Consider the following 22,744-nt stretch of genomic DNA (forward strand, 5'->3'; position numbering starts at 1 on the left):
GGGTTCTTCTCCTTAGGCGAATAAGACGGAATTGACCTGGGGGAGCGCCAGTTTCCCGGCGACGGCCCCCGGAAGACCGGTACCGGGATCGCGCGGCAGCCAGCTGAGCGTGCCGGACTTGTCGCTCGAGACGTAGAACCAGCGCTCGGTCGGGTCGAGCGTGATGTGGCGCGGGTAGACACCGCCGACGGGTGCGTTGTTCAGCAGCCTCAAGGACTTCCCGTCCTCACTGACGCCGAACGACGCGATCGTGTCGGAACCGCGCACGGAGGCGTAGACGAACTTCCCGTCCTTGGACGTGGTGATCTCGCCCGGGTACTGCTCGCCGGGGGTGCCCGCCGGAACGGCCGGGACGACCTGTCCGGCGGTGAGTTTCCCGGTGACCGGGTTCCACGCCGCGACGGTCACCTCGGCACGGAGCTCGCCGAGGATGTACGCGTACTTGCCGTTCGGGTGGAATGCCAGATGCCGGGGCCCGGCACCGGACGGGAGCTTCAGCTGCTGGTTCAGCCTGAGTTTCCCGGTCGTGGTGTCGAGTTTGTAGACGTAGACCGAATCCGCGCCGAGATCGACCGCGAGCACCCACTTGCCGGTGGGGTCGTTGACGACCTGGTGCGCGTGCGCCTGGCGCTCGGCGCCCTTGTGCTGGGCCAGATCGACGACGTCGCCGAGCTTCCCGCCCGCGAGGATCGGGAGGACGACGACGCTGCCGCTGCTGTAGTTCGCGGCCAGCACGTACTTCTGGCTCGAGTGGACGCTCAGATGGGTCGGGTGCTGGCCCTTGGCCGACTTCTTGTTGAGCAGCTTGGGCTTCGCCGGATCGGCCAGGCTGAACGAGGAGATCTGGCCGTTCTCGTCCTCGTTGGTCACGTAGAGAGTCTTGCGGTCGGCGCTGATGTCGAACCAGGAAGCGTTGCTGACTCCCGGAATCGTCCGGTCGATGACGAGCGCGTTGCTCGCCGCGTCCCGGTGAGCGACATCGAGCCCGTGCCCGGAACTGGTGTAGCTGCTGACGTAGATGGCCCCGGTTCCCTTCGGTCCGCAGGATTGTTCGGAGGCGTTCGCGAGGTGGGAACCGAGAACGGTGGTGAGTCCAGCCGCTCCGACGGCGCCGAGGAAGGTGCGTCGATCCAGTCCGGTCATCGTGATCTCTCCCAGTCGTCAGGTGGTTTAAACCACTGCCATGAGCAATGCTGCCACGCCGAAACCGGAAACGGAAAGGACGGTTTCCAGGACGGTCCAGGTTTTCAGGGTCTCTGGCACGGTCATGTTGAAGTACCGCGAGATGATCCAGAAACCGCCGTCGTTCACGTGCGAGGCGATGATCGAACCCGCCGAAATCGCGACGACCAGCAGCGCGAGCTGTATCTGCGAATAGCCCAGCGTCGCCACCGTCGGTGCGACGATGCCGCTCGTGGTCACGATCGCGACCGTCGCCGAACCCTGCGCGATGCGCATTCCGCAACTGATCACGTACGCCGCCAGGATGACCGGGAGACCGGCGTTGTCGAGGGAACCCGCGACGGCCTTGCCGATCCCCGTCGCGGCCAGCACGGCGCCGAAGAACGCGCCCGCGCCGACCACGAGCAGGATCATCGCGACCGGGCGCAGCGACTTCGCCGAAAGCTCGCTCAAATCCTTGCCCGTCAAGCCTCGGCGCAGGCCCAGCAGCCACGACGCCAGCAGTACCGAAATCGTCAGCGCGACCGCCGGGGTGCCGACGAACGCGGCGACACCGGCGGGCGCGGAGTTCTTGGGAAGCCAGATGCTGCCGAACGTCCCGGCGAGGATCAGGACCAGCGGGACGGCGATGATCGCCAGCACCAGTCCCAGCGACGGCGGATTCGCTTCCTTCTCGCCTTCTTCCTCGGCGACCAGGAATTCCGCGGGAACCCGCACGTCGACGCGCTTGCCGATCCACGTCGAATACAGCACACCACCGACCAGGAACGCGGGGATACCGCACACCAGGCCCATCAGGATGATCCAGCCGAGTTCCACGTGCAGCAGACCGGCCGCGGCCACCGGGCCGGGGTGCGGCGGGAGGAACGCGTGCGTGATCGAAAGTCCGGCGAGCAACGGCAGTGCGTACAGCACGAGCGAGCGGCCGCCCTGTTTGGCGGCGACGTAGACCAGCGGCGCCAGCACGAAGATGCCGATGTCGAAGAAGACCGGGATACCGAAGACGAAGCCCGCGAGACCCATCGCCAGCGGGGCCCGCTTCTCACCGATGGCCCGCAGCAGCGCGCCGGTGAGCACCTTCGCCCCGCCCGATCGCTCCAAAATGGACCCGAGGATGGTGCCGAGTCCGATGATCGCGGCGATATGGCCGAGGATCCCGCCGAAACCCTTTTCCAGCAGGGAATCCGACGCCTTCTGCGCGGAGCCGACGATCTGGACGACCGGCAGGCCCGCGGCCAGCGCGGTCAGCAGGCCGACCACGATCAGCGCGATGAAGGGCTCGAGTTTGACTTTGATGATGAGGAACAACAACACCGCGATGGAGACGGCGGCGAGGGTCAGGAGACCTCCCGTCGTGTGTTGGAGCCAGTCGATCATCGGGCACTCCCGGGGTTCCGCAGTGAATGGCCGGCGAGGGCGCCGGTCGGTTGACCATCGTCGATGGCGGCGACACCGTTGACGAAGACATAGGGGATACCGGCGGCCTGCTGCCGCGGCTCGTCGAACGTGGCGGTGTCGGCGACGGTTTCCGGGTCGAACAGCACGAGGTCCGCGGCGTAGCCGGCGCGGACGAGACCCCGGTCGGTCAGCCGCAGGCGGTCCGCCGCGCGGCCGGTGAGGTGGGCGACGCATTCGGCGAGGTCGAGGACGCCGAGTTCGCGGACGTAGCGCGCGAGGTAACGCGGGAACGTGCCCCAGGCGCGGGGATGCGGCCGCGCGCCGACGAGCAGCCCGTCGCTGCCGCCGGTGTGCGTGCGGTGGCGCATGATCGCCTGGACGTTCTCCTCGTGCCCGACGTGCATCAGGCAGGACGTTCCGAGCTTCTCCGAGATCAGGACGTCGAAGTACAGCTCCGCGGCCGGCCTGCCTGCTCGCTGCGCCGACGCGGCGACGGAATGCCCGACGAGGTGGGCGTTCTCGTCCCGGCGGACACCGTTGATCTCGATGGCCTCCCAGTCGATCGGCACCCCGTGGGCGCCGTCGGATCCGGTCTCCTCGATCTCGGCGCGGATCCGCTCGCGGGTGTCCACATCGGACAGCCGGGCCAGCGTGGCGTCGAGCCCGCCTTCGGTGGCCCAGCTCGGCAACAGCGCGGAAAGGTACGTGGCGCCGGGAAGGTAGGGATAGGTGTCGAGGGTGATGTCGCAGCCGTCGTCGAGCGCCCGGTCGAGCAGCTCCAGCAGATCCGGCGCCTTGCCCTTGTTCACGGAGAAGTTCATCGTGGCGTGCGCGAGGTGCAGCGGGCAGCCCGAACGGCGGGAGACGTCGACCATCTCGCCGAACGCCTCGAGCGCGCCCTTGCCGTAGCTGCGATGGTGCGGGCTGTAGAAGCCACCGCGCTCGCCGACGACCTGGCACAGCTCGACGAGTTCTTCGGTGGTCGCGTACATGCCCGGCGTGTAGGTGAGCCCGGACGACATGCCCATCGCGCCCTCGGCCAGCCCGGTCGCGATGAGTTCCTTCATCGCGTTCATCTCGGCTTCGGACGCGGGCCGGTCCTCCCAGCCGACGGTGAGCATGCGGACGGTGCCCTGCGGCACGAGGTACGCCGCGTTGACCGCGACCCCCGCGTCGAGGCGGTCGAGGTACTCGCCGACGGAACGCCAGTTCCAGTTGAAGCCCGCCGGATCGTCGTTCCAGCCGGCGAGCTGCTGGCGCAGCGCCGCGAGGACGTCGTCGTTCACCGGCGCGTAGGAGAGCCCGTCCTGCCCGAGCACCTCGGTCGTGACGCCCTGGGAGAGCTTCGCGAGGTGATCCGGATTGGCGAGCAGCTGAAGGTCGGAATGCGAATGCATGTCGATGAACCCGGGCGCGAGCACGAGTCCTTCGGCGTCGATGGTGCGGCGGCCCGCGAGCGAGCCGGGTTCGGCGACACTGGCGATCCGGCCGTCGGTGATGCCCACGTCGTGCCTGGTGAGCGGATCCCCGGTGCCGTCGGCGACCAGTGCGGAGCGGACAACGATGTCCATGGCGATTCTTCCTCTGCGGCGGTGGAGGACGGATCAGAAATTGTTGGCGTAGCTGAAGATCGACCTGTATAGGTGACCGAACGTGTGAACCCGCTGTGTCGCTTCACGCGCGGGTTCACCAGCGGACACTCAGAAATGGGTGCGGACGAAATCGAGCACGGTCTCGCCGTCGGGGCCGACGACCGGGATCAGGGGCCATTTGTCGAAAACGGTGCACGGATGCGACAGGCCGAGGGCGATCCAGTCGCCGACCTCGACCGGCGACGACGCGGGCAGGGTGAGAAAGGCGTGCTGGTCGTTCATCTTCTGGATGGAGTGACCTTCGAGTGCGGACGTCTGCCCGTCGCCCTTGCGGATCAGGCGCGGCTCGGGCATGCCCTCGTCGAACGAGGCGTCCCGTTTGCCGATGGTCAGCAGCGCGAGTTCGTCCGTCGGCTTCGACGTGACCTGCGCCCAGGCGCGCAGCGCGGGACGGAACGAGGCGACGCCGTCGATGCGCGGCTGCTCGCCCAATGGCGAGATCACCCGGTAGAAGCCGTCGTCGTGGGTCACATAGGCGCCGCTGCGCAGGATCGGCAGGACGTCCAGGCCGCCCCAGTCCTTGGTGAGCTCGTCGGCGACGCGGTCGAAGTACGCGCTGCCGCCGCCGGTGACGATGATCCGGCCGGCCTCGTCGAGCAGGCCCTTGGCGTGGAAGGCGAAGACGAGTTCCCGCAGACCATCCACATAGGAGCTGATCAGCTGGAGCGACTTTTCGTCGGTGTGGTGGGAAAGCGCGCCTTCGTAGCCGCCGGATCCGCGCAACCGCAGAGCCGGGCTCGCGTGCGCGGCTTCGGCGACGGCGAGAGCGGTCTCGGTGTCGCGGACACCCGTGCGGCCGCCCTCGGCGCCGAGTTCGACCAGGACGTCCACCTTGCGGCGAGCGCCGCGCAGGGCTTCGGTCATCAGCTCGACACCGCGGACCGAGTCGACCCAGCAGACGAACTCGAAGTCGTCGTCGGCGTCGAGTTCGGCGGCGAGCCACTTCAGGCCCGAGGGGTCGAGCAGCTGGTTCGCCAGCAGGATCCGGGAAACGCCGAATGCGCGGTAGATCCTGAGGTGGCCGGCGTTCGCGCAGGTGATGCCCCACGAGCCGTGCTTCAGCTGCCGCTCGAACAGTTGCGGCGCCATCGTCGTCTTGCCGTGCGGGGCCAGCGCGACCCCACGTTCGGCGCACCAGCCCGCCATCGTGCGGAGGTTGTGTTCGACGGCCTCTTCGTCGAGAACGACGAACGGGCCGAGAAAGCCGTCGTCGAACAGCTTGGCGCCGCGGGCGGCGGCCTCGCCGATCGTGAGACCGGACAGCGAGGGCGCGACCGAGCGGAAGCGCCAGTCGACGCGCTCCTCCCGGACGGCCGCGACCGCGGCGGAATCGATGGTGCCGGCTTCGAACATGAGGTTCACCTCGGTTGCGTATGTTGCAACGGACGTTGCGCATATTGCGTGGGATAGGTGTAGCATCCGGTCCGCTAGAGGTCAACGGGGTGACGACGAGGAGACGCGGAAGTGACAGGTGAGCCTTGGCCGCCCGGGAATCTTTTGATCTTTCGGGGTCGCGCCTTGTCGGCCGGAGGCCCCGCTATCGCGATGGCGGGGCGCTTTTCGGTCGCGAGGCGGCATGATTCCGCGAGGCGCGCCCTGGCAGCGGGATGGCGGTCGGCGCGATGAAGAGCACTGACGTGTTGTGCATCGGGGAGTCGATGGCCTTGTTCGTGCCGGCCGAACCCGGGCCGCCCGACGAGGTACGTAAGTGGGTGCGAAGCATCGGAGGCGCCGAATCGAACGTCGCCTGCCACCTCCCGGCGCTGGGTTTCACCAGCGCGTGGGTGAGCGCCGTCGGCGACGATCCGTTCGGCCGCGCGCTGGTGCGTGAGATCGGCGAAGCGGGGGTGGACGTCAGCGGGGTCGTGGTCGACCGGACACGCCCGACCGGGCTCTACATCAAGGAAAGCGGTGCTGACGGCAGCCCCGTGCGCTATTACCGCAAGGGCTCGGCCGCGTCCGGAATGGACGCCGGATTGCTGGGGAAACTCGATCTCGACCGGGTGCGCGTGATCCACCTGTCCGGGATCACGCCCGCCCTGTCGGACGGTTGTCTCGATCTGGTGCGGGCGCTGATGGAACGACCGCGGGGCGACACGCTGGCGTCGTTCGACGTGAACTTCCGGCCCGCGCTGTGGACCGGACGCGACCCGTCGGTGCTGGCCGGACTGGCCGCGCGCGCCGACATCGTGCTGGCCGGCGAGGACGAGGCCGAGCGGGTGTGGGGGACCGGCGACCCGGCGCGGCTGCGCGCCGCCGTGCCCGGACCGAAGACGCTGGTCGTCAAGCATGGGGCACGCGGCGTGACCTTGATCGACGGCGACGAAGCACCGCTGTTCTCGCCCGCGCTCCAGGTCGACGTCGTGGAGCCGGTCGGCGCCGGTGACGCCTTCGCGGCCGGTTTCCTCGCCGCGACCCTGCGCGGCGACGACCCCGCGACCCGGCTGCGACGCGGTCATCTGCAGGCCGCGGCCACCCTGCTGACCCACGACGACGTGGGCCGGCCGCTGCCCGCGTCCGTCGTCGAAACGCTCCTCGGGGCGGATGAGGCAGCATGGGCGGCGGCCAAGCTGACGGACAAGGGAGTGGTGGGCGGATGAGCCAGAGCCTGGACAGGGCGCTCACGCTGCTGAGCGGGCTCGCCCGTGAGCCGAAGACACTGGACCAGCTCGCCGAGGAGATCGGCGTGCACAAGTCGACCGTGCTGCGCCTGCTGCGCACCCTGGAGGCGCACCACTTCGTGCGCCGGGAGGGGCAGCGGTACTACCGGCTGGGCAGTGCGCTCTTCGACCTCGCACAACAGGCGCTGGAGGATCGCGACGTCCGCCGCACCGCGCAATCCGCGCTCGCCGGGCTCAACGCGCGCACCGGGCACACCGTGCACCTCGCGTCCTATGAGGACGGAGAGGTCGTCTACATCGACAAGTTCGAGGGCAGGCATTCGGTGCGGATGTACTCCCGCATCGGGAAACGCGCGCCCCTGCACTGCACCGCCGTCGGCAAGGTGCTCGTCGCGGCGATGACGCCGGAGAAGCAGGCGGACGTGGTGTCGAGGATCGACTTCTTCGTCCGGACACCGAACACGATCACCACCCCTGAGGCCTACATGAAGGAACTCGCGCTCGTCGCCGACCGCGGCTACGCGGTGGACAACGCCGAGCACGAGGACTTCATCCACTGCGTCGCCGCGCCGGTCCGCGGTCCGGGCGGCGTGGTGCTCGCCGCCGCGTCCGTGTCGGTGCCGAAGGTACTGCTGGACTACGACGGCCTGATGGGGCTCGTGCCCGAGCTGATCGCCGCCGCCGAAGAAGCTTCCGTCCACAGTGGATGGACGGGGAACCGAAAGGGGAAGTTGGAATGAGCAAGACCGCGATCAGCACTGAGAACGCGCCGAAGCCGGTGGCCGCGTTCTCGCAGGCGGTCCGCAAGGGCAACATCCTGCAGGTGGCCGGCCAGGTCGCCTTCGACCCGGCCACCGGCGCCATCGTCGGCGAGACCGTCGGTGAGCAGACCGAGCAGACCTTCAAGAACATCGAGGCGGTGCTCGAGGCCGCCGGTTCGAGCCTGGCCGACGCGATGATGGTGCGCGTGTACCTGACCGACGTCGACCACTTCGGCGCGTTCAACGAGGTCTACAACAAGCTGATCGGCGAAGCGCCGCACCCGGCCCGCACCACCGTGTACGTCGGCCTGCCCGCCGGGCTGCTGGTGGAGATCGACGTCCTGGCCGTGACGGACTGACCCCGCGCCTCGTGAGTGGTAAGGACGGTTCTAACCGTCCTTGCCACTCACGAGGGGACCTGGGCCAGCCTTAACGTGCCGTTGCCGGCGTTCTGGGGTCCGTGAAGGCCTCCTTCCTTACCTTGAGCGTAGGGAAGGAGGCCTTCACGGACCCGCGATCGACCGGCAGTCACCTCCGGTAGGTACGCAAGACACCGTTGGCTCTAACCGTCCTTACCACTCACGAGGTCACAGGACGCTCGTGTAGCCGTTCAGCGCGGGCTGCCCGCCCAGATGCGCGAAGAGCACATTCGACTCCCGCGCGATCTCCCCGCGCGAGACGAGATCGATCAGCCCCGCCATGGACTTGCCCTCGTACACCGGATCCGTGAGCACTCCCTCCAACCGGGCCAGCGTCCGGATCGCGTCCAGTGTGGACTCGTCCGGGAGGCCGTAGATCCCGGCGTGGTAGCGCTCGTCCAGCTCGACCTCCTCGATCTCGCCGGCACCGATCAGTTCCGCGGTCGCCCTGGCGATGCGAGTGATCTGATCGCGTGTCTCGGCCGGTTTCGCCGACCCGTCGATGCCGAGGATCCGGCGCGGCTTACCGGAAAGCGCGGCCCCGGCGACCATCCCGGCCTGCGTGCTGCCGGTCACCGAGCAGACGATCACCGTGTCGAAGAAGACGCCGAGTTCCGCCTCCTGCGCTTCGAGTTCGACGATCCACTTCGCGAAACCGAGCCCGCCGAGACGGTGGTCCGAGCCGCCGGCCGGGATCGCGTACGGCTTCCCGCCGCCGGCTTCGATTTCCTTGACCGCGTTCTCCCAGCTCTCCTTGAAGCCGACGCCGAACCCGGCCTCGACCATCCGGATGTCCGCGCCGAGGATGCGCGAGAGCTGGATGTTGCCGACTTTGTCGTACATCGGGTCGTTCCAGTCGACCCAGCTCTCCTGCACCAGTACGGCCTTGAGCCCGGCCCGCGCGGCGGCCGCGGCGACCTGGCGGGTGTGGTTCGACTGCACGCCGCCGATCGAGATCAGCGTGTCCGCGCCCGAGGCCAGCGCGTCGGCGACCAGGTATTCGAGCTTCCGGGTCTTGTTGCCGCCGAACGCGATCCCGGAGTTGACGTCCTCGCGTTTCGCCCAGACCTTCGCCCCGCCGAGATGAGCGGTGAGCCGCTCCAGCGGATGGACGGGGGAGGGGCCGAACAGCAGTGGGTAGCGCGGGAAATCGGCGAGGGTCATGGCGTCTCCAGAAGGTCTTCGAGTTCGGTCCAGATGGTGGCGGTGATCGCGCAGGCCGCGTCGACGTCGCCCGCTTCGATGGCGTCGGCCAGTTCCGCGTGGCGCTGGACCGACCGGTGGGCGGGCAGGGAACCGAAGCGGGCGTACTCGAGACGGCGCAGCAGGGGTGTGTAGCGAGCCAGCGTCGCGGCGATCGCCCGGTTGCGCGCGGCGGCCACCGGGACGTCGTGGAGTTCGTCGTCGGCGGCGATCGCGGCCGCGATGTCCCCGGCGGCGATCGCGTCGGCGAACCGGGCGTTGGCCACGCGCATCGCCGCGACCTCCACCGGTCCCATCCGGGGTGCACCCGCCCGGACGGCGAACTCGTGCAGCGCCCGGACGAGCTCCAGTGCGTCACGGACGTCGTCGGGAACGAACCTCGCGACGCGCGTGTAGCTCTGTGGCTTCGACTCGACGAGACCGTCCTCGACGAGCCGCAGCAGCGCTTGGCGCACCGGGGCCCGGGAAAGCCCCAGCTGATCGGCGAGGTCGCCGTCGCGCAGGTTCGTCCCCGGCGGCAGCGTCCCGTCGATGATCGCCCGCCGGATGCTCTCGTAGGCCTCGTCCCGGAGGAGGGACCTCGGTACTTTCGCCAACCCACTCACATCTGAAATGTTAGTTGGCATCGGCCGGTTCGGAAAAGGGGCCGATGCCATGAAAGGTCCTTTCCTTGCGAAATTTGCAAGGAAAGGACCTTTCATGGCACGCCAGAGGGGGCGGGAAGACCTAGTAGACCGGCCCCGTGTACTTCTCGCCCGGTCCCTGACCGGGAGCGTCGGGCACGGCCGAAGCTTCGCGGAACGCCTTCTGCAGCGACTGCAGGCCGTCGCGCAACGGGCCCGCGTGCAGGCCGAGGTACTCTGCCGAAGCGGTGACCAGCCCGGCGAGGGCGGTGATCAGGCGGCGGGCCTCGTCGAGGTCGCGGTGCGGTGAGCTGGCCGGGTCCTCGTCCGCGAGGCCGAGGCGTTCGGCGCCGGCGGAGAGCAGCATGACGGCCGCCCTGCTGATCACCTCGACGCTCGGGATGTCCTCCAGGTCGCGGACGTCCGGGGAATACGGGGGCTGCTGAACGGGTTCATCTGACACGTCTGGTACCCTTCCACGAGCGACCAGCCCCCGAGCGATCGGGGGCGGCAAGTGGAGCCCCGCTCCCACCCGTGTCACCGCCGCAACACCAGGTGTCCGGGTCCGGTCTCGCCAAGACGATTTCGGGCGTCGAGGCGGTGTGTTCGGTTCTGGAGATCGAACACGATCGGAAAAAGAGTGGGCCCCGCGTACCGCACGGTACCGGGGCCTTAGGTATGTGGGCACCAGGTCGAAACGGTAGAAGAATTTACCTCGAACCAGGGAGGCCCCATCAGCGCCGAGACACGCATCAACGACCGAATCCGGGTACCGGAGGTCCGCCTCGTCGGGCCGGCCGGTGAACAGGTCGGCATCGTCCGGATCGAAGATGCGCTGCGGCTGGCACAGGAGAACGATCTCGATCTCGTCGAGGTCGCCCCGCAGGCACGCCCGCCCGTATGCAAGCTCATGGACTTCGGCAAGTTCAAGTACGAGAGCGCGCAGAAGGCCCGCGAGTCCCGCCGCAACCAGCAGCTCACCGTCATCAAAGAGCAGAAGCTGCGGCCGAAGATCGACCAGCACGACTACGAGACCAAGAAGGGTCACGTGTCGCGCTTCCTTGCGGCAGGCAACAAGGTAAAGGTCACGATCATGTTCCGCGGTCGCGAGCAGTCCCGGCCGGAACTCGGGTTCCGCCTGCTGCAGAAGCTCGCCGACGAGGTGACCGAGCTCGGCTTCGTCGAGTCGTCGCCGAAGCAGGACGGTCGCAACATGATCATGGTGTTGGCCCCGCACAAGAACGTGAAGCCGCAGAAGGCCGCGAAGGCAGCCAAGGACGAGTCGTCCGAGCCGCCCGCCGACGCGTAGCGCCGACCAGCACATGTCAGCGGCACACCGGGCAACACCGGTGTGCCGCCGCACGGAAGAGGACAACGTAATGCCGAAGATGAAGACGCACAGCGGGACGTCCAAGCGTGTCCGCGTCACGGGTTCGGGCAAGCTGCGCCGCCAGAAGGCCGGCCGCCGCCACCTGATGGAGAAGAAGTCCAACAGGCTCACCCGTCGCCTCGAAGGCACGACCGAGATCGCCAAGAACGACGTCGGCCGCGTCAAGCGCCTTCTCGGCCGCTGACACCCCGCACTTTTGTAAACGCCGGGCGCGCCAGCGCGCCCCCAGATCGACAGGATGGACCCAGTGGCACGCGTCAAGAGGGCTGTCAACGCCCAGAAGAAGCGTCGCGCGACTCTCGAGCTCGCCAGCGGCTACCGCGGCCAGCGTTCGCGGCTGTACCGCAAGGCGAAGGAGCAGACGCTTCACTCGCTGAACTACGCCTACCGGGACCGTCGTGCCCGCAAGGGTGACTTCCGCCAGCTGTGGATCACCCGGATCAACGCGGCGGCCCGCGCCAACGGCGTGACCTACAACCGGTTCATCCAGGGCCTCAAGGCCGCTGGTGTCGAGGTCGACCGCAAGATCCTCGCGGACCTCGCCGTCAACGACGCCGCCGCGTTCACCGCGCTGGCCGAGCTGGCCAAGGCGAACGTGAACACCGAAGAGAAGAAGTCGGCCTGACCGGCGACAGCGCTCTTCACCGACCCGGGGCTGCTCCGTTCACCGAACGGACGCCCCGGGTCGTTGCTGCGCGCAAGCTCACCCGCCGGGCCGAGCGCGAGAAGACCGGCCGGTTCCTGGCCGAAGGCGCGAACGCGGTCGAAGCCGCGCTCGAACACGGCGGCACGGTGTACGAGCTGTTCGTGACCGAACGCGCCGCCGCGCAGCACGAGCGCCTGCTCGCCGCCGCGCGTGAGGCGGGCGTCTCCGTCTCGCCGATCACCGATCGCGCGGCCGACGGATTGTCCGAGACCGTGACGCCGCAAGGCATCGTCGCGGTCTGCGCGCTCGTCGACCGTCCACAAGAGACCGTCCTGAAGCCGGGCGCGAAGCTCGTCGTCGTCCTCGTCGACGTCGCGGACCCCGGTAACGCGGGCACCGTGATCCGGGTCGCGGACGCCGCGGGCGCCGACGCGGTCGTCCTCGCCGGGGACAGCGTCGACCCGCACAACGGCAAATGCGTCCGCGCGGCCGCCGGCAGCCTGTTCCACCCCGCCATCACGCGGATCCGGGACGTCGACGCGGCCTTGAAGGCCTGCTCCGCCGCCGGACTCCGCACCTTCGGCGCACACGGCTACGCCGACACCGAGCTCGATCAGGTGACCTTCGACGAGCCCACCGCGTGGGTCTTCGGCAACGAGGCGCACGGACTGCCACGGGCGGTCCTGAAGACGGTCGATCTCGCGGTGAAGATCCCGATGTACGGCCGGGCGGAGAGCCTCAACCTCGCGACGGCCGCCGCGATCTGCGTGTACACGAATGCGATGGCTTCGCGGGCCGCCACCACGTAGAGTCGCGGGCGTCACGCCGTCGCATCACGACACAAGGGAGCTCTCATGGAACGCAGTGTTCGTTCCAGCACCTTGTTTACGGCGTAGAGCGCGGATTTCGCACGTCCGAGTGACGGTGTGCCCAGCCCGAGGGTGATCGGGGGCCGCCGTTCGCTGTCCCATAGAATTCAGCAGCTGCTAAACCCATGTGTGCGCTCGCGTGCACCGGACCAGTCCCAGCGGACGCCGAGGAGTTATGTCCGAAGCCAACGACAAGCAGGACCCCCAGGCGGGAACGCTCGCGCCGGAAACGTTGACGGCCGCCGTCAAACAGGCCGAGACCGATTTCGCGGCCGCGGCGGATCTCGACGCGCTGGCCGCGGTCAAACCCGCCCACCTCGGGGACCAGTCTCCGCTGCTGCTCGCCCGCCGCGAGATCGGCGCCCTGCCGAAGCAGGAGAAGGCCGAGGCCGGCAAGCGGGTCAACGAAGCGCGCCAGGGCATCCAGGCCGCGTTCGACGCGCGCCGAGCCGTGCTCCAAGCAGAACGTGACGAAAAGGTGCTCCGTGAGGAGGCCGTCGACGTCACGCTCCCGTGGGACCGCGTGCCCCGGGGCGCCCGGCACCCGATCGCGACCCTGTCGGATCGGATCGCCGACGCGTTCATCGCGATGGGCTACGAGATCGCCGAAGGCCCGGAACTCGAAGCCGAGTGGTTCAACTTCGACGCGCTGAACTTCGGCAAGGACCACCCCGCGCGCCAGCTGCAGGACACGTTCTACCTCGGCGAGGAGGACTCCGGCCTGGTGCTGCGGACGCACACCTCGCCGGTGCAGGCCCGCACGCTGCTGCACCGTGACCTGCCCGTGTACGTCGTCTGCCCCGGCCGCACCTACCGGACCGACGAGCTCGACGCCACGCACACCCCGGTGTTCTCGCAGGTCGAAGGGCTCGCGGTGGACAAGGGCCTGACGATGGCGCACCTCAAGGGCACCCTCGACGCCTTTGCCCGCGCGATGTTCGGCGGTACCTCGAAGACCCGCCTGCGCCCGCACTTCTTCCCGTTCACCGAGCCGTCGGCCGAGGTCGACGTCTGGTTCGAGGAGAAGAAGGGCGGACCCGGCTGGGTCGAGTGGGGTGGCTGCGGCATGGTCAACCCCAACGTCCTGCGTGCCTGCGGCGTCGATCCCGAGGTCTACTCGGGCTTCGCCTTCGGCATGGGTATCGAGCGCACCCTGCAGTTCCGCAACGGAATCCCGGACATGCGCGACATGGTGGAGGGCGACATCAGGTTCACCCTGCCCTTCGGAACGGAGGCCTGAGTGAAGGTCCCAGCCAGCTGGCTGACCGAACACCTCGACGTCGACGAGGAGGTCACGGCCCAGGATCTGGCCGACGCCTTCGTGCGCATCGGCATCGAGGTCGACGACGTCCGGAAACTCGAACCGGTCACCGGCCCGCTCGTGGTCGGCCGCGTCGCCGAGATCGAGGAGCTCACCGAGTTCAAGAAGCCGGTCCGCTTCTGCCGGGTCGACGTCGGCGAATCGGGTGACGACACCGACAAGCCCGACGAGAACCTCGACGATGACGAGGACGACGACGAAGGTCCTTTCGAGGACGAAGGCCCCACGGGGATCAAGACCCGCGGAATCATCTGCGGCGCCTCGAACTTCGCCGAGGGCGACCTGGTCGTCGTCGCGCTGCCCGGCACCGTGCTGCCCGGTGGGTTCGAGATCGGCGCGCGCAAGACCTACGGCCGCCTCAGCGACGGCATGATCTGCTCCGCGAGCGAACTCGGCATCGGTGACGACCACTCCGGCATCCTGGTGCTGCCGCCGAGCACGGCCAGCCCCGGCGAGGACGCGAACAAGCTGCTCGGCCTCGACGACACCGTCCTCGAGGTGACGCCGACCCCGGACCGCGGGTACACCCTGTCGGTCCGCGGCCTGGCTCGCGAGCTGTCGAACGCGCTCGACGTCCCCTTCGGCGACCCGGCGTCCATCGAGGTCCCCGAGGCCGAGAGCGATGTCTGGCCGGTGCACCTCGAAGACACCGAGGGCTGCAAGCGGTTTGTGCTGCGCCGGGTCAAGAACCTCGACGCGACCGCGCCGACGCCGTGGTGGATGCGCCGCCGCCTGATGCTGTCGGGTATCCGCTCGATCTCGCTCGCGGTCGACGTGACCAACTACGTCATGCTCGAACTCGGGCACCCGCTGCACGCGTACGACACCGGGTCGGTCAAGGGCGACCTGGTGGTGCGAAAGGGCAAGCCGGGCGAGAAGCTGACCACTTTGGACGATGTCGAGCGTGCGATCGACACTGACGACGTGGTGATCGCGGACGACACAGGGATCATCGGGCTCGCCGGCACGATGGGTGGCGCGTCGACCGAGATCACGCCGGAGAGCACCGACGTGCTGCTCGAGGCGGCGCACTGGGATCCGTCGTCGATCAGCCGCACGGCCCGCCGTCACAAGCTGTTCTCCGAGGCGGCCAAGCGGTTCGAACGCTACACCGACCCGCAGCTGTGCGCGGTGGCCGTCGAGCTCGCCGCACGCCTGCTGCGTCAGTACGGCGAGGGCTCGATCCTGCCCGGCCGCACCGACGAGGGCGGCGTCGAGCCGAACCCGCCGGTGACCATGCCGATCAGCCTGCCCGACCAGGTGGCTGGGGTGCGTTACGAGCGCGGCGTCACGGTCAAACGGCTCTCGCAGATCGGCTGCAAGGTCAACGTGGGCACGGCCGAGGACGGCACCGCGTTGGTGACCGCCGTCCCGCCGAGCTGGCGCGGTGACCTGGTGCAGCCCGCCGACCTGGTCGAGGAGGTGCTCCGGCTGGAGGGCTACGACAGCATCCCGTCGGTGCTGCCAGACGCTCCGGCGGGCCGGGGCCTCACCGACACGCAGCGCCGCCGTCGTTCGGTCGCGCGTGCGCTGGCGGAGAACGGCTACGTCGAGGTGCTGCCCTTCCCGTTCATCTCGGACTCGGTCTGGGACGCGTTCGGGCTGCCCGAGGACGACGTCCGCCGCAGCACCGTGAAGGTCCGCAACCCGCTGGAGGCGGATAAGGACCGGATGGCGAGCACCTTGCTGCCGGGGCTGCTGGATACCTTGCAGCGCAACATCTCCCGTGGTTTCAAGGATGTCTCGCTGTTCCACATCGGACAGGTCGTGCTGCCCGGGCCGAACCCGATCCCGATGCCTTCGCTCGGGGTGGACCGGCGCCCGACCGACGAGGAGCTCGCGGTGCTGGAGGCGGCGGTCCCGCCGCAGCCGCTGCACGTCGCCGTCGTGCTCGCGGGCCAGCGTGCCCGTGCCGGCTGGTGGGGTGCGGGCGAGCAGGCGAACTGGGCCGACGCGGTGCAGGCCGCGCGGCTGGTCGCGCAGGCCGCCGGTGTCGAGCTGACCACCGCCGCCGCGGACCAGCCGCCGTGGCACCCCGGGCGCTGCGCGCAGCTGCGGGTGGGCCAGTGGCCCGTCGGCTACGCCGGTGAGCTGCACCCGAAGGTCGTCGAGGCGCTCGGGCTGCCGCCGCGCACCGTCGCGATGGAACTCGACCTGGACGCGATCCCGATCCCGGACGGCCGTCCGGCGCCGCGGATCTCGGCGTACCCGCCGGTGCTGCTCGACGTCGCCCTCGTCGCCGAGGCGAGCGTCCCGTCAGCCGACCTGGCCGAGGCGCTGCGCGAAGGCGCGGGCGAACTGCTCGAGGACATCACGCTGTTCGACTCGTACCAGGGTGAGCAGCTGGGCGAGGGCAAGCGTTCGGTGGCGTACAAGCTGCGGTTCCGTGCCGCGGACCGCACGCTGACCGTCGACGAGGCCACCAAGGCCCGCGACGCCGCCGTCGCGGTCGCGGGTGAACGTTTCGGCGCGAGCCTGCGGGCCTGACCCGAAAGTCCCGTGAAGGCCCCCTTCCATGCCTGATTCCATCAGCAGAGGGAAGGGGGCCTTCACGCGCTTCAGGTGTGGCAAAGTGAGGACTTGTGTCACGTCCAGACGGTCGGTCCAGTATCCAAGACATCGCCCGCGCCCGGCTGAGCGACGGTTTCGTCGGCAGGGTCGGGGAACGCGAGGACTTCCGGAGCAATCTGGGGCTGCCCGGAAGCGACCGGCGCCGCCGGTATCTGTACTCGGTGCACGGTCTCGCCGGGGTCGGCAAGTCCTTCCTGCTCGACCAGCTTCGCGGTATCGCCGAGGAAACCCGCGCCGCCGTCGGCTTCGCGGACGACCGGCAACAGGATCTGCCCGCGACACTGGTCAAACTGGCGAAGGACCTCGCTCGCGCCGGGCACGAGATGCGCCGGTTCGAGAAACGCCACGAGTCCTACCTCAAGGCCAGGGAACGGCTCCACAACGATCCGCAGGCTCCGGCGGCAGGCCGCGAGCTCGTGACGAAGACCGTGGTCAAGGCCGGCCTCGGCGTGGCGAAGACCCTGCCCGGCGGAAGCATCGCCGCCGACGCGATCGACGCGGACGCGACGGCGAAACAGCTGGAGCAGTTGCAGGTCTACCTCGCGGCGAAGTTCAAGCGGAAGGCCGATGTCCAGCTGCTCCTGGAACCGGCGGAAGAGCTGACCAAACCGTTCGTCGAAGATCTCTGGCGTATTCCGGAGACCCGGCAGATCGCGCTGTTCTTCGACACCTTCGAACGGACGGCGCCGGTACTGGAGACCTGGCTGCTCGACCTGTTCGGAGGACTGTACGGCGATCTCCCGCAGAACCTGGTGTTCACGGTCGCGGGCCAGTTCCCGCTGGACGAGGCGAAATGGAACCGGCACGCGCCGCTGGTGCGCGAGATCGAACTCCGGCCGTTCACCGAGCCGGAGGCGCGCCGCCTGCTCGCCGAGCACGGGATCGCCGACGAAAAGGTCGTCGAGATCGTGCTGCGGCTGACCGACGGCCTGCCCGTTCTCGTCGCCATGCTGGCTCGCGGGAACCCCGCCGAAGCGGACGCGGTCGGCGATCCCAGCGACGACGCGGTCAAGCGGTTCCTGCACTGGGTTCCCGAAAAGGCCAGAAAGGACATCGCCGCCACGGCGTCGTTGCCCCGCTTCCTGGACGAGGACGTCATCGGCGTGCTGACCGGGAAGGAAAGCGCGGGGGAGATCTTCCGCTGGCTGCGGGAACTGCCGTTCGTCGGGCGCCGTGAGCTCCCGGTGCGCTATCACCCGGTGGTCCGCGGCCCGATGGTGCGCATGGAACGCGGCCGTTCACCCGGCGAGTTCGCCGAACGTCACCGCAGGCTCAGCGAGTACTACGAAGGCCGGTGCGCCGAACTCGGCTTCAGCCGCCACCGCGATGCGTGGAACGACGAGCGCTGGCAGAAGCGAAAGCTCGAACAGACCTACCACCGGCTCTGCGGCGACCCGGCCGAGGCGCTGCCGGACGCGCTGCTCGGCGCCGCCGAGATGATCACCACCGGCACCGCTTCCGCCCGCGTTTGGGCGCGCATGATGGAGCAGGCGGGTGCCGACGCGGACGCGCCAGCGGTCCTGGGCTGGGGGCAGCGCCTGGCCGCCGCGGTCGGCGACGGTGAGATCCCGGTGCTCGACCTGCTCGCCGGTGCGGGCGAACTCGACGCGGCCCGGCTTTCCACCGTGCTCCGGCGCCGCGCGTGGGCCTACGAAGGGCAAGACGACGTCGCCGCGGCGAAGCGGGACTTCGACCGGGCTGTCGATCTGAACCCCGCCGATCCCTATGCGTGGAGCGATCGGGGCAACCTGTTCCACAACGAGGGCGACTGGGAACGGGCACTTTCGGACCTGGACCGGGCGATCGAACTCGATCCGACCTACGCCTACTCGTGGCGTGGGCGCGGTTCGGCCAGGGCCGAGCTCGGCGACCTCGAGGGTGCGATGGCCGACCTCGACGAGGCCGTTCGCCTCCAGCCCGATCACCGGTGGGCCTACACCATCCGGAGCGAGGTGTATTTCAAGCGCGGTGACGTCCGGAAGGCGATCGACGAGATCGACATCGCGATCAGGCTCGATCCCGACTACGCCTGGGCCGTCCACTACCGCGCCACGCTGTTCGCGGAGCTCGGCGACAAAGAAGAGGCGCTCGCCTGCCACCGCGCTGCCGCCGCCCTCCGCTCGAAGGACGTGTTCTACCTGACCGAACTCGCGTCGTTCCTCGAGCAGACCGGAGACGAGGACGCGGCGACGGCGGCCTTCGACACGATCGTCGCGGCGGACCCGGGCAGCGCCAGTGCCCATGCGATGCGGGCGGCGTTCCACCACCGCGGCAAGCGGCACCGGCTCGCCATCGACGGCTTCACCACCGCGCTCCGGATCGACCCGGACTACGAGTGGGCGTACTACATGCGCGGGCGGGCATACGACGACCTGGAAGATCGCACGGCGGCGCTCGCCGACTACGAGCGCGCCATCGAACTGGCCCCCGAAGACGCCGAGAATCACCTCCAGCGAGGAATAGTGCTCAGCCGCCTGGGAAGGAATGGCGAAGCGCTGGAGGCTTTGAGCCGCGCGATCGAACTCGAACCCGGTAACGTGCCGGCGTACGCCCGGCGCGCGATGACGCACCGGAGGTCCGGCGATCATCCGGCCGCTCTCGCCGACATCGACGTCGCGGTCGAGGCGAGCCCGGAGATGGCCTTCTTCCACACCACCCGGGGGGACATCCTCAGAGGTCTCGACCGGCACGAGGAAGCCCGCGCCGCGTTGGACGAGGGGGTCCGGCTGGGACAGGACGAGGGATACGCCTTCTATCGGCGTGCCCACCACCGCCTCCTCTTCGGCGATTTCGAGGGCGCTTTGTCCGATGTGGACAGCGCGCTGGCCGCCGGTGACGACGAGACCGGCGCCCTGCGCGCGGACATCCACCGTCAGGCGGGTGAGTACGGCGAAGCCATCCGGGAGCTGCGCGAACTGGTCGTCTCGGATCCCGATGACGCCGATCACCGCGAGAACCTCGGGGAGGCTTTGCTGTTCGCGGGGGAGACGGACGAGGCGATGGAGATCCTGCGTCCGCTAGCGCCGGAGTCCGTGTGGGCTCGCAATCTCCTCGCGATCGCCTGGCTGAAGGCTGGAAGAACTGAGGAAGCTCACCAGTCCTTCGCCGCCGGCCTCGACGAAGCAGTCAAGCGGAACGCGGCAGAAGACCTCGGCTGGGAGGACCGGGTTCAGCCGCTCTTCTATCTCCTCGCCCTCGGACGTCACGCCGACGCGACACGTGAACTCAGGGCATTGCTGGAGAAGGAACCGCCCCGCGAGACGCGACTCATCCTGCTCCGCGACCTGAAAGACCTTCGAGAGCTGATGCCCGAACTCGGCGGAGAGATCGAGGAACTCATCGCCCTCGTTCCCCGGCCGGTGCTCACTCGCCCAGGTGCTTGAGCGCCTCCTTCCTGGACAGCGTGGACAGCGCCGGATGCGCGGTGACGAAGGCACGCACCCAGTCCGGCTCGGTCTTCGCGTACTCGCGCAGGGCCCAGCCGATCCCTTTGCGCAGGAAGAAGTCCTTGTCGTCGATGTTGGCTTCGACCGAGCGGGTGAGCAGGTCGGTGTCCGTTCCGCCCTTGGCGCCGATCTGGCAGATGACCGATGTGCGGCGACGCCACCTGTCCTCGTCGTAGGCCCAGGTCAGCATCAGCGTGGTCACCGTATCCGGCTCCGCCCGCAGGATCGGCCCGACCCGGCGGATCGCGACTTCGTCCACGTAGTCCCACCAGGCGCCCGTCACGATCATCTCCTCGTACAGGCCGAGCAGATCGCCGTCCTGCCAGCGGGCGTAGGCACGGTGACCGGACAGGGCGATCGCCGCATAGCGCTCTTCACGGAATTCCGCTTCACGCCACAAGGTGAGAACTGCCGTCGAGAAACTCACTCGATCGGGTAGCGGATGTTCGGCGTAAACCCGCTTCAGCAAGGCCGTCCGAGGCGGGGACGCCACCCCGAGGAACGGCATCTCCGACTTCATGTACGCCCGCATCGACGGAGCCTTTTCCGGGTCGGCCAGTCCGGCCAAACCGTTGCGAACCGCCGAAACCAGGCTTTTCACCTCGTCCACGCGTTCTCCTTTCCCCAGTGGGCGCCGCGAGCGTACGACAGGGGACCGACAAGACGGATATGCCCGGATCGGACCCGTTCTCAGACCGGATACCGACTAAAGAGGGATGGCGGTCAACGTGTCGGTCAGCGAGATTGAAGCCGGTTCTCGGTAGCTTCGGCCCGACCGGGTCGAACGCGGACGAAAAGGAACACAGTGAAGAAATTCGTTGCCGCCCTGGCGGTCGCGGGGATCGGCGTCGGCACCATGGCGCTCGCTCCCTCCGCCACGGCCGCCTCGGCGTCGGACTTCGATCCGAAGCCCATCTCCTGGGGAGCCTGTACCCGCCCGAGCCTGGTCAAGGCCGGCGCGGAATGCGGTTTCCTCGAGGTCCCGTTGGACTACGCGAAGCCCGGCGGGGAGAAGATCTCGATCGCCGTCTCGCGCGTGAAGCACAAGGCCGCCAAGTCGCAGGGGGTCATGCTGGTCAACCCGGGCGGACCCGGCGGCTCCGGCCTCGGCCTCTCGACCCTCGGCAGGACCGTCCCCAAGAAGGCCGGTGAGGAGTATGACTGGATCGGCTTCGACCCGCGCGGCGTGGGAGAGAGCAAGCCGTCCCTGACCTGCGACGGGAACTACGCCTCCTACAACCGCCCGCAGTACGTGCCGACCACGCGCGCCATCGAGACCGCGTGGCGTGAGAAGGCGAAGGGCTACGCGAAGGCGTGCGCCAAGAACGGCGCGATCCTCGACCACATCAAGACCATCGATGTGGCGAAGGACGTCGACAGCCTGCGCAAGGCGCTGGGCGAGAAGCAGATCAACTACTACGGCTTCTCCTACGGCACCTACCTCGGGCAGGTCTACAGCACACTGTTCCCGCAGAACGTGCGGCGGATGGTGTTCGACGGCACCGTCGACCCCCGCGACGTCTGGTACAAGGCGAACCTGAACCAGGACATCGCCTTCGACAAGAACATCAAGATCTACTTCGGCTGGCTCGCGAAGTACGACGACGTCTACCACCTCGGCAAGACCGCGGCCGCGGTCGAGAAGCTGTGGTACGCCGAGCAGAAGAAGCTGTACGACAAGCCCGCGGGAGGCGTCATCGGCGGGTCCGAGTGGACGGACATCTTCCTGCAGGCGGGCTACTACGTGTTCGGCTGGGAAGACATCGCGAACGCGTTCGCCGGCTGGGTGCACAAGGGTGACTGGCAGACCCTGAAGGGCCTGTACGACGACTCCAACCCGCCGGGCCAGGACAACGGCTACGCGGTGTACGCGGCCGTGCAGTGCACCGACGTGGCGTGGCCGCAGAGCTGGCCCCGCTGGAAGTTCGACAACTGGGTCACGCACTTCCGGGCGCCGTTCGAAACCTGGGGCAACGCCTGGTTCAACGCGCCGTGCCTCGACTGGCCCGCCAAACCGGGCAAGCCGGTGGAGATCGACGGGAGCAAGGTCCCCGGCATCCTGCTGGTCAACGAGGAGAACGACGCCGCGACGCCGTACCCCGGCAGCCTCGAGGTCCGCAAGCGCTACCCGAACTCCAGCCTGATCAGCGCTCCGGGCGGCACGACGCACTCGGGCTCGCTGTCCGGTGTGTCCTGTGTGGACGACAAGATCGCGGACTACCTGCTGACCGGAAAGCTGCCGGTGCGCAAGCCGGGCAACGGTTCGGACGTGCAGTGCTCCCCGGTCCCGGCGCCGGTTCCCGCCGGTGCTTCCGCGGCCGCCAAGTCCGACCTTCCGTCCTCGGTCACCGAAGTGAAGAAGGAGGCGCTGGCTCAGGCGCTGCCTTTCTGAGTTTCTCGCTGGAAACGCCCCGGTCCGGATTTCCTGGACCGGGGCGTTTTCTGTGACGAGAAGGTCGAACGCTTCGTGTCGCGTTCGTGGGCGGGCCGGTGTCGCGAAAGCCACAGTGACGTCTGGTGTCTCGAAAGTGGCTTTCGCGACATGGCCGTTGAGGTTTGGGGCGTTTGGTCGCTTCAGGGTGTGGGTGGCGGATCGGGAGCCGGTCAGGTTCCCAATGCCGCATTGGAAGCGCTCAGTGTCC

General features: G+C 68.5%; 19 protein-coding genes. 11 read left to right on the forward strand and 8 right to left on the reverse strand.

Annotation, left to right across the window (positions count from 1 at the left end):
* Nucleotides 1–12 precede the first annotated feature (12 nt).
* The 4 genes from AC0685_RS34805 to AC0685_RS34820 all read right to left on the reverse strand — a co-directional run bounded on the left by AC0685_RS34805 (nucleotide 13) and on the right by AC0685_RS34820 (nucleotide 5,585).
* Nucleotides 13–1,143, reverse strand: a complete 1,131-nt coding sequence (locus AC0685_RS34805; protein WP_478229377.1) for a lactonase family protein — start codon at nucleotides 1,141–1,143, stop codon at nucleotides 13–15.
* A gap of 27 nt (nucleotides 1,144–1,170) precedes the next feature.
* Nucleotides 1,171–2,559: a GntP family permease gene (locus tag AC0685_RS34810; RefSeq protein WP_478229378.1), complete on the reverse strand. Its 1,389-nt coding sequence runs from the start codon at nucleotides 2,557–2,559 to the stop codon at nucleotides 1,171–1,173.
* Nucleotides 2,556–4,151 (reverse strand): N-acyl-D-amino-acid deacylase family protein, encoded by a 1,596-nt coding sequence (locus AC0685_RS34815; protein WP_478229379.1) that lies wholly within the window; start codon nucleotides 4,149–4,151, stop codon nucleotides 2,556–2,558. Before AC0685_RS34815 ends, AC0685_RS34810 begins: the two co-directional genes overlap by 4 nt.
* A 129-nt stretch (nucleotides 4,152–4,280) precedes the next feature.
* Nucleotides 4,281–5,585 (reverse strand): amino acid deaminase, encoded by a 1,305-nt coding sequence (locus AC0685_RS34820; RefSeq protein WP_478229380.1) that lies wholly within the window; start codon nucleotides 5,583–5,585, stop codon nucleotides 4,281–4,283.
* A gap of 269 nt (nucleotides 5,586–5,854) precedes the next feature.
* Between AC0685_RS34820 and AC0685_RS34825 the strand changes: the two genes are divergently transcribed.
* From AC0685_RS34825 to AC0685_RS34835, 3 genes are read left to right on the forward strand one after another with little or no spacing between them, the layout of a single operon-like run.
* Entirely contained in the window at nucleotides 5,855–6,832 is a 978-nt protein-coding gene (locus AC0685_RS34825; RefSeq protein ID WP_478229381.1) for a sugar kinase, read from the forward strand.
* Nucleotides 6,829–7,593, forward strand: coding sequence for an IclR family transcriptional regulator (locus AC0685_RS34830; protein ID WP_340688357.1), 765 nt, complete (start codon nucleotides 6,829–6,831; stop codon nucleotides 7,591–7,593). The genes AC0685_RS34825 and AC0685_RS34830 overlap by 4 nt, the downstream gene beginning before the upstream one ends.
* Entirely contained in the window at nucleotides 7,590–7,973 is a 384-nt protein-coding gene (locus AC0685_RS34835) for a RidA family protein (protein WP_034321592.1), read from the forward strand. Before AC0685_RS34830 ends, AC0685_RS34835 begins: the two co-directional genes overlap by 4 nt.
* Nucleotides 7,974–8,201: 228 nt before the next feature.
* On the opposite strand, the gene AC0685_RS34840 is transcribed toward AC0685_RS34835, so the two are convergent.
* From AC0685_RS34840 to AC0685_RS34850, 3 genes are all read right to left on the reverse strand, one after another.
* Nucleotides 8,202–9,197 carry a 1-aminocyclopropane-1-carboxylate deaminase gene (locus AC0685_RS34840; protein WP_478229382.1) on the reverse strand — a complete coding sequence of 332 codons (996 nt, stop codon included), beginning with the start codon at nucleotides 9,195–9,197 and terminating at the stop codon, nucleotides 8,202–8,204.
* Nucleotides 9,194–9,832 carry a GntR family transcriptional regulator gene (locus AC0685_RS34845; protein WP_478229403.1) on the reverse strand — a complete coding sequence of 213 codons (639 nt, stop codon included), beginning with the start codon at nucleotides 9,830–9,832 and terminating at the stop codon, nucleotides 9,194–9,196. Before AC0685_RS34845 ends, AC0685_RS34840 begins: the two co-directional genes overlap by 4 nt.
* A gap of 130 nt (nucleotides 9,833–9,962) precedes the next feature.
* Nucleotides 9,963–10,322 carry a DUF1844 domain-containing protein gene (locus AC0685_RS34850; protein ID WP_005163289.1) on the reverse strand — a complete coding sequence of 120 codons (360 nt, stop codon included), beginning with the start codon at nucleotides 10,320–10,322 and terminating at the stop codon, nucleotides 9,963–9,965.
* Nucleotides 10,323–10,592: 270 nt separating this feature from the next.
* Here AC0685_RS34850 and infC point away from each other — a divergent pair, with 270 nt between their 5' ends.
* From infC to AC0685_RS34885, 7 genes are all read left to right on the forward strand, one after another.
* Nucleotides 10,593–11,168 (forward strand): translation initiation factor IF-3, encoded by a 576-nt coding sequence (gene infC, locus AC0685_RS34855; protein WP_125789870.1) that lies wholly within the window; start codon nucleotides 10,593–10,595, stop codon nucleotides 11,166–11,168.
* A gap of 70 nt (nucleotides 11,169–11,238) precedes the next feature.
* Complete coding sequence (gene rpmI / locus AC0685_RS34860) at nucleotides 11,239–11,433, forward strand: 50S ribosomal protein L35 (protein ID WP_007028043.1); 195 nt, start codon at nucleotides 11,239–11,241, stop codon at nucleotides 11,431–11,433.
* A gap of 63 nt (nucleotides 11,434–11,496) precedes the next feature.
* Nucleotides 11,497–11,874, forward strand: a complete 378-nt coding sequence (rplT, locus tag AC0685_RS34865) for a 50S ribosomal protein L20 (protein ID WP_005163284.1) — start codon at nucleotides 11,497–11,499, stop codon at nucleotides 11,872–11,874.
* Complete coding sequence (locus tag AC0685_RS34870; protein ID WP_478229404.1) at nucleotides 11,871–12,704, forward strand: TrmH family RNA methyltransferase; 834 nt, start codon at nucleotides 11,871–11,873, stop codon at nucleotides 12,702–12,704. Before rplT ends, AC0685_RS34870 begins: the two co-directional genes overlap by 4 nt.
* Before the next feature lie 235 nt (nucleotides 12,705–12,939).
* Entirely contained in the window at nucleotides 12,940–14,004 is a 1,065-nt protein-coding gene (gene pheS, locus AC0685_RS34875; RefSeq protein ID WP_034321604.1) for a phenylalanine--tRNA ligase subunit alpha, read from the forward strand.
* On the forward strand, nucleotides 14,005–16,572 hold the full coding sequence (gene pheT, locus AC0685_RS34880; RefSeq protein ID WP_478229383.1) for a phenylalanine--tRNA ligase subunit beta: 2,568 nt from the start codon (nucleotides 14,005–14,007) through the stop codon (nucleotides 16,570–16,572). It begins immediately after the preceding gene.
* 95 nt (nucleotides 16,573–16,667) lie between these two features.
* Entirely contained in the window at nucleotides 16,668–20,039 is a 3,372-nt protein-coding gene (locus AC0685_RS34885) for a tetratricopeptide repeat protein (RefSeq protein WP_478229384.1), read from the forward strand.
* Here AC0685_RS34885 and AC0685_RS34890 read toward each other — a convergent pair.
* A complete protein-coding gene (locus AC0685_RS34890; RefSeq protein WP_340688364.1) occupies nucleotides 20,020–20,712 on the reverse strand; it encodes a DNA alkylation repair protein in 693 nt (230 codons plus the stop codon). The two genes, AC0685_RS34885 and AC0685_RS34890, sit on opposite strands and share 20 nt — an antisense overlap.
* Before the next feature lie 195 nt (nucleotides 20,713–20,907).
* On the opposite strand from AC0685_RS34890, the gene AC0685_RS34895 reads away from it, so the two are divergent.
* Nucleotides 20,908–22,494, forward strand: coding sequence for an alpha/beta hydrolase (locus tag AC0685_RS34895; protein ID WP_478229385.1), 1,587 nt, complete (start codon nucleotides 20,908–20,910; stop codon nucleotides 22,492–22,494).
* Nucleotides 22,495–22,744: the final 250 nt, after the last annotated feature.

The organism is Amycolatopsis sp. NPDC043889, from assembly GCF_056435645.1.